Genomic DNA, 8,880 nt, shown 5'->3' on the forward strand with positions numbered 1-8,880 from the left:
ACACGAAACACGAGAGAGTCGTTAATGAAACACCCAATAATATTTGCGCTTGGTATCCTGGCTGCGAGTTTTGGCATACACACGGCGCACGCGAAAGTGCCTGTATGGAAAATCACCAACGGTGATCAACATATGTATCTTGGTGGCACTATTCATTTATTGTCAAAGGATGACTACCCATTACCCAAAGCGTTTGAAACCGCGTATGACGGTGCCGAGGATATCTGGTTAGAAACCGATGCCGAGGCGATGAAGTCACTCGATACGCAAGCTAAATTTTTGCCGGTAATGATGTACCAAGATGGACGCAGCTTGTCACAGGTGTTGACTCGAGAGACCTATCAAAGACTGACGGAGTTCCTGGCTGAACGCGGCTTGCCAGTAGCGGCATTTGATACCATGACGCCAGCTGGGTTAAGCCTCACTTTAACTACCCTTGAGCTACAACGTCTGGGTCTGGTAGACGGTACCGCGGGGGTTGACGCGCACTTTGATCATCGTGCGAATAAAGACGGCAAAGACCGACTCGATCTGGAAACTATTGACGAGCAGATCGGATTTATTGCCAGTTTGAATGAACTTGAGCCGAATACCTTGGTGCTGTCGAGCCTGGAAGAGGTAGAGCAGACTAAAGCCATGTGGCCCAATCTGCTTGGTGCTTGGCGTCAAGGAGATCTGGATAAACTGAACGAGATCGGTGTGGCTCGCATGAAACAAGCTTTTCCGGCGATGTATGAGGTCTTTTTGGCGGCGCGTAATAAGCGTTGGATGAGCGAGATTAAACAAATGTTAGCGTCACCCGAAGTCGAATTCATGTTGGTCGGCGTGTTGCATATGGCCGGTGATGACGGGCTCATTGAGTTGATGCAACGTGCTGGTTATACGGTCGAGCAACTGGACTGAATCATGCATCGACGTGGTGGATTCGGTCCAGGCGCTGGCCTCAGGCGTGGTGTTGAACACCACCACGTCGCGCGTGATGGCGATACCTTGAGCGGTTTTTCTGCGGCCGGTCATGGCCGTTTTTTTTGCGGCGGGTTGAGCGCGATAGTATCGGAGTCCGCGAGCTGATTTACTCTTTGAGTTTGTAACCGGTTTTAAATATCCACGATACGATTACGAGGCAGATCGCCAGAAACACCAAGATCATTGTCAGGCTGGTCCAGACGTTGACATCGGATACTTCAAAGAAGCTCCAGCGAAAACCGCTCACCAGATAGACCACAGGATTAAACAGGGAGATGGTCTGCCAGATCGGCGGCAGCATATCGATTGAGTAAAAGCTACCACCTAAAAATACCAGGGGTGTGATCACCAGGATTGGAATGATTTGCAGCTTTTCGAAGCTGTCTGCCCAAAGACCGATGATAAAGCCGAATAAACTGAAACTGATGCAGGTCAAGACTAAGAATGTGAGCATCCAAATCGGGTGTTCAATTCGTAAATCCACAAACAAGCTCGCGGTCAATAGAATCACAATACCAATCACAAAGGATTTGGTCGCCGCGGCCCCAACATACCCAACAAGCGCTTCAAAAAACGACAACGGCGCTGACAAGATCTCATAAATCGTGCCATTAAACTTGGGGAAATAGATACCAAAGCTCGCGTTTGAAACGCTTTGCGTCAAAATCGTCAGCATCGTGAGTCCTGGTACGATGAACAGGCCATAAGGCACGCCGTCAACGGTTTGAATTCGAGAACCTATTGCGGAACCAAATACAATAAAGTACAGCGACGTGGAAATCACTGGCGAGGCCAGAGTTTGGAACAACGTATTTATCGCACGCAGCATTTCGGCGCGATAAATGACTCGAATAGCAGCGAAATTCATGCGACTTCCTCCGGCGGGGGGGATTCGTTATGGACCAGATCGACAAAGATGTCTTCCAGTGAGCTTTGGGTTGTGCGTACATCTTTTAGCGACATACCGGCTTCATTCAAACGCAACAGCAGCTTAGTGATTCCTGTTGCGTCGGCGGTGGCGTCGAAAGTGTACGTCAATACTTCGCGATTTTCTGACAAGCTAATGTCATAACCGTCCAGCGTGTTTGGTATCTCAGCCAGTGGCTGCTTAAACTCGACAATCAGTTGTTTCTTGCCAAGTTTCTGCATTAATTGGTCTTTTTCTTCGATCAGCAAAATTTCACCACGTCGAATTACCGCCACACGGTCGGCGATTTCCTCGGCTTCCTCAATGTAGTGTGTGGTCAAAATAATGGTGACACCCGACTCGCGCAGACGATTTACGATTCGCCACATGTCCTTACGTAACTCAACGTCAACTCCGGCTGTCGGCTCATCCAAGAACAGAATTTTAGGCGCATGCGACAAGGCTTTGGCGATCAAGACTCGCCGCTTCATGCCACCAGACAGCATACGCAACTGGTTGTGTCGTTTGTCGTAGAGTGATAAGTCTTTGAGTATTTGGTCGATGTGGGCCGGGTCTGGTTTTAGGCCGAACAAGCCGCGCGTAAAACTGACGGTATTGAATACCGTTTCGAACGCACCGAGTGTGAGCTCTTGTGGCACTAACCCGATTTGTTGACGCGCCGCGCGGTAGCTGCGGACATTGTCGTGTCCATCCACCAAAATGCGTCCATTTGATGGCGAAACGATCCCGGCGATGGTCGAGATTAAGGTGGTCTTCCCGGCGCCATTGGGGCCAAGCAGTGCCAAAATCTCGCCACGTTTGATGTCTAGGTCAATGTGATTGAGTGCAGCGAACCCATTGTCGTAAACTTTGGAGAGCGCTTGAATAGAAATAATGGAGTCCATGAGCAATATTGTACGTGTTATCGCTGCATGAGGGTACCGCCATCGGTGTTGCATTTGTGTCACAATACGAGCACGTTGATTGACTGGAAAACTGAATATGCCTGCGCCGCGACTTTACTTGTTTACTATCTCCCATTATTGCGAAAAAGCCCGCTGGGGCTTGGAGTACTTGGGGATTGACTATGATGCCGTGGTGGTCTTGCCAGGTGAACATATTGCGATAGCGAAACAGCACGGGTTAAAACGGGGCGCGTTGCCGTATCTCGTGACTGACGATGACATCATTCAAGGGTCTGACCGGATTTTGAGATGGGCAGAGGCCAGGTCCGCGCCGGGTGTCTCGCTAAATTGCAATGACACTGAGGCGATGGAAATGGAACAACGTCTTGACCATAAAATTGGTGTCCATGTTCGCCGGCATTATTACTCCGAGGCTTTGGTGGAGCACTCATCCAGTGTAAGGCACGTGTTTATGCGAGGTGTTGGTTTCAGTGATCGCATTAAGCTTTGGCTGGCATGGTCGGTGATTCGCAACAAAATGATCTCCGGATTGGACCTTGGCCCTGAGCAAGGTGTTGAGTCCAGTAATATTGTGGCCGAACAGTTAGACTGGTTAGATTCACTGCTAGCAGATGGGCGTAGATTTTTACTCGGTGGCGACCAAATGAGTGTGGTCGATCTAAGTGCCGCCAGCTTATTGGCACCGTATGTGCTGCCGCCGCAACACCCTATCAGCGATACCTTGAGCTTGCCGCCGCGTTTGGCTGAGCAAGTTGCCGCATGGCGTTCACGCCCCATCATGCAGCATGTTCTGTCGATGTATAAACAGTTCCGTTAAGGGGGTTGGAGTCAGCATGGCAACACAAACCACAGTCGATGTCGTTGTGTTGGGTGGTGGTGCGGCAGGTTTATTTGCTGCGGCCATTGCCGCACAGCGAGGGCGTCGAGTAGCCGTACTCGAAGTCAGTAATAAGTTTGGCAAAAAGATTCTGATGTCGGGTGGAGGGCGCTGCAACTTCACCAACCTTGATGTCAGTGCGGACAACTTTATTTGCCCAAACCCGCATTTCGTCAAGTCCGCACTGGCGCAATACACGAATTGGGATTTTATCGGTCTGGTGGCCAAGCATGGGGTTGCCTATCATGAAAAGGCGCACGGGCAGTTGTTCGCGGATGAATCTGCAAAACTGATATTGAACATGTTGTTGGATGAGTGCCGAGCGGTAAACGTGGGGCTGCATTTAAACTGTGATGTCACAGAAGTCACACACAATGAGCGGTACGAGGTCACAACCAACATAGGTCAGTTCGCTTGTCAAAGTCTAATTGTGGCAACAGGCGGTTTATCGATACCGACCTTGGGTGGCGCCACGGGGTTGGGTTACCGTCTGGCACAGCAATTCGGTTTGGCGGTCAATCAGACTGAGGCTTCCTTAGTTCCATTTACCCTCAGCGGGGTCTGGCATGAACTGGCCGAATCACTGTCGGGTGTTGCGCTGCCAGTTCGTGTATCCGCGTATACGCGTTCATTTTTTGAAGACATGTTGTTCACTCATCGAGGGTTGAGCGGGCCGGCTGTGTTGCAGTTATCGAATTATTGGCATCTCGGCGATGCCGTTACGATCGACTTGCTGCCAAACACCGATCTGCAAGAATCCTTGCCACGGGCAAAGCGCGAGTCACCACAAAAAAAACTCCAGATTGTGTTATCACAGTGGCTGCCTAAATCCGTGGTGCAGGCACTGGCACCGCACTGGTGGCCAGGTTTGCAGGACAAGCCACTGCAGGAAATCAGTTTTGAGCGTTTACAAACCTTGGCTGAACAGTGCCATGCCTGGGAAATTACCCCTTCCGGCACCGAAGGTTATCGCACCGCCGAAGTCACTCGTGGTGGCGTGGATGTACGTGGTTTGTCGTCTCAGACCATGCAAGTCGCCCATCAACCGGGCTTATTTTTTATCGGTGAAGTATTGGATGTAACAGGCCACTTGGGGGGCTACAATTTTCAATGGGCTTGGTCATCAGGCTACGTAGCAGGTAACAACGCCTAAACTTACCCAAGCTCAGTCAGACACGATGGGGCGAAGAGTGCCAATTTGATGGAATCGAAATATTCCTAGTCTAGGAATAAAAAAATAAGTTGTCGTTCGTATAATTTTCAGCACTTTCAGTTTGGAGATGCTGTTGCCTTACCCAGCACAGCAATGTTTGGATACATGTGTGTGATGACTCGGTTTTGCCGCCCATCGTTGGGGGGCAAATGCGACTAATTGTTGAAAAGTTTGGCGGCACCTCAGTAGGTACTGTTGAGCGAATCAATGCCGTAGCGGATCACTTGGCGGATAAGCATCAGCGTCAGGAGAGCCTCGTGGTGGTGGTTTCGGCCATGAGTGGCGAGACGAACCGCTTGGTAAACCTAGCGCGGCAAATCACGTCCAATCCCGCGCCGCGCGAAAACGATGTGCTGCTCTCGACCGGTGAACAAGTGACGATCGCGTTATTGAGCATGGCCTTGCATGAGCGTGGGGTAAAAGCTCGCTCCTATACCGGGCCTCAAGTCAGCATTCGGACGGATGACACTTACTCTAAAGCACGCATTCGAGAAATCGAGTTGAGCAAGATTCGCGCGGACATCAGTGCGGGTTACATCGTTGTCGTCGCTGGTTTTCAGGGTGTGGATGACGGCGGCAATATCACCACGCTCGGTCGTGGCGGGTCGGATACAACGGCGGTCGCGCTGGCAGCGGCGTTGAATGCGGATGAGTGTCGAATATATACCGACGTGGATGGAATCTACACCACCGACCCGCGCGTGGTGCCCGTGGTTCGCCGATTAGATCAGATCACCTATGATGAGATGTTGGAACTATCGAGCATGGGCGCCAAAGTTTTGCAATTACGGTCTGTTGAAATGGCGCGCAAACACCATGTCCCACTGCGCGTTTTATCGTCTTTCAAACTGGGAGATGGAACAATTATTTCGGGTACTGAAAAGGAGTCTCACATGGAATCACCCTTAGTTTCAGGCATTGCATTCCAGCGCAAAGAGGCCAAGCTGTCGCTGCTTGGCATTCCGAGTTCGCCAAATGCGCTGAAGGTGGTATTTGCTGCCATCGCCGAGGCAAATATCAATTTAGACATCATTATTCAAAACCTGGGTGCGCATGGTGCGACTGATTTGAGTTTCACTGTCGCTGCGGAAGATTATCGGCTGTGCCTCGAGGTTGTGTATTCGGTTGGTAAAAAGCTCGGCGTTGAGCGTATAGAAGGTGAGAGTGATCTAGCTAAAATTTCGGTGATTGGCGTCGGCATGCGATCACACACCGGAATCGCGCAGCTGCTGCTTGAAACGCTGGTTGATCAAGGGGTGACAACCAAGATGATTTCCACCTCGGAGATTAAAATCTCTGTGGTGGTGCATGAAAGCGAGATGGATCGCGCTGTGTTGGCGCTGCATACCGCGTTTCACTTGGATGACGAGGATGAAGTCAATAGCAGCAATGTTCTTCAAATTGCTTAGCCTGATGCTGCTAAAATATAAGACAATTGTCAAATAAAATTAATATTCGTGTCATCTAATTCCGTTACTTTAGTTTTCAAATACAAATCTCGTTTCGATTAAGCATTCTCTGGTTGACGTTTGATCAGAGGTAAATTTACACAGGTTTAGTTATTTGCCTGTTCGCAACCACTGATTCCAGCAGGAGGTGTACTGTGGGCTGCAACGCAAATTATCAGACGAAGATGCGGCACCGGCGGCGTTTGGATGGTGCCGTATCGCATGTGCTCGATTCGCTAGATAACACGATCTCGCTGCAAGAAACCGCGGCAATGAGTTTTTATTCGCCAGTACATTTCCAGGCCTTGTTTACCGAGTATTTAGGGGAAACGTTCTATGAATTTGTGCTCAGGAATCGTTTGTTTCTAGCGGCAAAGCGATTAGTGAGTACCTATGAAAAGCTCAATGACTTGGCGTTCATCTCTGGCTTCTCTAGCCAGGCGAACTTCACGCGTGCATTTAAGCAATGGTTTGGCGTCGCGCCAGCCAAGTTTCGTAACGAATTTTATGGGCAGCGAATTTCGCCCGCAATTCGCACCAAACCAAAGCGTCGAGCAACCGTATCACCAACTCTCGATATTGTGCCGGAAAGATTATTGCTTAGCTCTTTGGCCCAAGGCTATATGTCTTCGCAGTACGAGCATACCTTGTGGGATGCCACATTACAGCTGTGTGAAAAGTTACGTGCCTTGGGTGTAACGAGTGCCGCAACCAGAGCACCGACATATGTGGCGCGCGACGTTATGGATCTAACCGAGTTGGCGTTGGGCTTAAAAATGGCGGCGGTTGAAGTCGATGCGCAAACAGCACAGCGTTGCAAAGCGGAAGATATCTATCGTGTACCTGCGGGCCTATACGCCACGTTCACGCATCAAGGAATTCTGCCCGAGCAGACGCTAAATATTGGTTTGTTCGACTGGCTTCCGACCAGTCAATATCAGCCTGATTGGCGTCGACCGGTACTTATGTGTTCAGAGCAGGTCTCGTTATCCCAATTTTGCCCAAATGCTCCTAAGCGTCAATTGAATCGAGGTGATTGTCTATTGGTAGACGGACTTGGCTTTAGTCTGCGCGAAGTGGCGCAAACACAAATCCGCATCAGTATTCCAGTAGCGTCGAGCCAAGAGCCACTCAGTCGACCATTGGAATCCTGTTCTATGACAAAACTCGGCCAAATCTAGGCTGATATATTTTCTCTCAATCATGCTCTTACCCTACGCAATTGAGCTTACCCAACCTACAAAAGAGTTAACCATGTTAAGTGAAATAAATAATGTGTTCGCCCGCCGAGAATCAAATGTACGAAGCTATTGCCGATCTTTCCCGGTGGTGTTTGACAAAGCCGAGGGCTCTCACATTTGGGATGAGTCTGGTCAGCAATACATCGATTTCTTTGCTGGCGCCGGGGCGCTGAATTATGGGCACAATAATCCAGAAATGCGTGACAAGCTTATTGAGTACCTAACACTGAGTTCCATCAGTCACAGTCTGGATTTGCATACCGCGGCAAAACAGTCGTTTTTAGAGTTGTTTGAGTCTTCGGTACTGCGGCCACGACAGCTTCCCCACAAGGTAATGTTTTCCGGACCAACGGGTACGAATGCGGTGGAGTCGGCCTTGAAAATCGCGCGTGTGGCGACCGGGCGCCAGCGCATTGCAGCGTTCACAAATGGTTTTCACGGCATGACCTTGGGTGCACTCGCCGCCACCGGCAATAGCTACAACCGCGCAGGAGCCGGATGTAACTTACCGGATGTAGATCGTTATCCGTTTGATGGTTATCTCGGCAAAGATGTGAATACGGTCGATTTGATTGCGCGCCTGATCGATGACCCAAGCAGTGGATATGATGCCCCAGCCGCATTCTTGCTTGAGACAATTCAGGCGGAAGGTGGTGTGAATGCAGCGTCATCTGAGTGGTTGCAATCGTTGGCGAAACTCGCAAAGCGTGTTGGCGCATTGATTATCGTGGATGATATCCAAGTTGGATGTGGTCGAACTGGCGACTTTTTCAGTTTTGAAATGGCCGACATTCAGCCCGATTTGGTTTGTCTTTCAAAATCGATTAGTGGTTATGGGTTGCCGATGGCGTTGGTCCTCATTAATCCCGAAATTGATGCACTTCAGCCCGGCCAGCACAACGGGACTTTTCGGGGCAACAATCTTGCCTTTGTCACCGCTTCTCATGCGCTGAGCTACTGGCAGGACAATGCTTTTTCGACAGCGATCAAGCAACGGACGGAGCAAACCACGACCGCACTTGATGGCATCGTCGCGATGTCCGGCGGTGAATTTAAACGCCGAGGGCGCGGCATGATTCAAGGATTGGTTTGTCCATCTGCCGACATTGCAAACGCGATTTCGGAGACGGCGTTTCGTCACGGGTTGATCATTGAAACCTGCGGGGCGTATGGTGAGGTCGTCAAGTTACTACCTGCGTTGAATATCCCGTCCGATGTGTTGGCACAGGGACTTTCGATTCTCAAGGATTGCAGTTTGGCGAACACCACCATCGGTCAGGCGATCACCGGCTAAATACGACG

8 protein-coding genes are annotated in these 8,880 nt (G+C 50.2%); 6 read left to right on the forward strand and 2 right to left on the reverse strand.

The window, feature by feature from the left end:
• Positions 1 to 24: 24 nt before the first annotated feature.
• Positions 25 to 903 (forward strand): TraB/GumN family protein, encoded by an 879-nt coding sequence (locus IE055_RS08850; protein ID WP_189399896.1) that lies wholly within the window; start codon positions 25 to 27, stop codon positions 901 to 903.
• Between the two features lie 169 nt (positions 904 to 1,072).
• On the opposite strand, the gene IE055_RS08855 is transcribed toward IE055_RS08850, so the two are convergent.
• Both IE055_RS08855 and IE055_RS08860 read right to left on the reverse strand, forming a co-directional pair.
• Positions 1,073 to 1,834: an ABC transporter permease gene (locus IE055_RS08855; protein ID WP_189399898.1), complete on the reverse strand. Its 762-nt coding sequence runs from the start codon at positions 1,832 to 1,834 to the stop codon at positions 1,073 to 1,075.
• Entirely contained in the window at positions 1,831 to 2,778 is a 948-nt protein-coding gene (locus IE055_RS08860) for an ABC transporter ATP-binding protein (protein ID WP_189399900.1), read from the reverse strand. Before IE055_RS08860 ends, IE055_RS08855 begins: the two co-directional genes overlap by 4 nt.
• A gap of 97 nt (positions 2,779 to 2,875) precedes the next feature.
• On the opposite strand from IE055_RS08860, the gene IE055_RS08865 reads away from it, so the two are divergent.
• The 5 genes from IE055_RS08865 (at position 2,876) to ectB (ending at position 8,872) form a co-directional block, all read left to right on the forward strand.
• A complete protein-coding gene (locus IE055_RS08865; RefSeq protein WP_189399902.1) occupies positions 2,876 to 3,616 on the forward strand; it encodes a glutathione S-transferase in 741 nt (246 codons plus the stop codon).
• Positions 3,585 to 4,829, forward strand: a complete 1,245-nt coding sequence (locus tag IE055_RS08870) for a BaiN/RdsA family NAD(P)/FAD-dependent oxidoreductase (protein ID WP_373299184.1) — start codon at positions 3,585 to 3,587, stop codon at positions 4,827 to 4,829. Before IE055_RS08865 ends, IE055_RS08870 begins: the two co-directional genes overlap by 32 nt.
• Positions 4,830 to 5,038: 209 nt before the next feature.
• Positions 5,039 to 6,298 (forward strand): aspartate kinase, encoded by a 1,260-nt coding sequence (locus tag IE055_RS08875; RefSeq protein ID WP_189399906.1) that lies wholly within the window; start codon positions 5,039 to 5,041, stop codon positions 6,296 to 6,298.
• 194 nt (positions 6,299 to 6,492) lie between these two features.
• On the forward strand, positions 6,493 to 7,518 hold the full coding sequence (locus tag IE055_RS08880; protein ID WP_189399908.1) for a helix-turn-helix domain-containing protein: 1,026 nt from the start codon (positions 6,493 to 6,495) through the stop codon (positions 7,516 to 7,518).
• Positions 7,519 to 7,591: 73 nt separating this feature from the next.
• A complete protein-coding gene (ectB, locus tag IE055_RS08885; protein ID WP_189399910.1) occupies positions 7,592 to 8,872 on the forward strand; it encodes a diaminobutyrate--2-oxoglutarate transaminase in 1,281 nt (426 codons plus the stop codon).
• Positions 8,873 to 8,880: the final 8 nt, after the last annotated feature.

Origin of the sequence: Arenicella chitinivorans, assembly GCF_014651515.1 — a bacterium.
In the GTDB taxonomy this organism is placed as follows: Bacteria; Pseudomonadota; Gammaproteobacteria; order Arenicellales; family Arenicellaceae; genus Arenicella; species Arenicella chitinivorans.

Excerpts from the sequence above, each read along its gene's own strand:
- IE055_RS08855 (WP_189399898.1), bottom strand. The coding sequence starts at position 1,834 with ATGAATTTCGCTGCTATTCGAGTCATTTATCGCGCCGAAATGCTGCGT.
- IE055_RS08870 (WP_373299184.1), top strand. The coding sequence starts at position 3,585 with ATGTTCTGTCGATGTATAAACAGTTCCGTTAAGGGGGTTGGAGTCAGC.
- IE055_RS08860 (WP_189399900.1), bottom strand. The coding sequence starts at position 2,778 with ATGGACTCCATTATTTCTATTCAAGCGCTCTCCAAAGTTTACGACAAT.
- IE055_RS08850 (WP_189399896.1), top strand. The coding sequence starts at position 25 with ATGAAACACCCAATAATATTTGCGCTTGGTATCCTGGCTGCGAGTTTT.
- IE055_RS08865 (WP_189399902.1), top strand. The coding sequence starts at position 2,876 with ATGCCTGCGCCGCGACTTTACTTGTTTACTATCTCCCATTATTGCGAA.
- IE055_RS08875 (WP_189399906.1), top strand. The coding sequence starts at position 5,039 with ATGCGACTAATTGTTGAAAAGTTTGGCGGCACCTCAGTAGGTACTGTT.
- ectB (WP_189399910.1), top strand. The coding sequence starts at position 7,592 with ATGTTAAGTGAAATAAATAATGTGTTCGCCCGCCGAGAATCAAATGTA.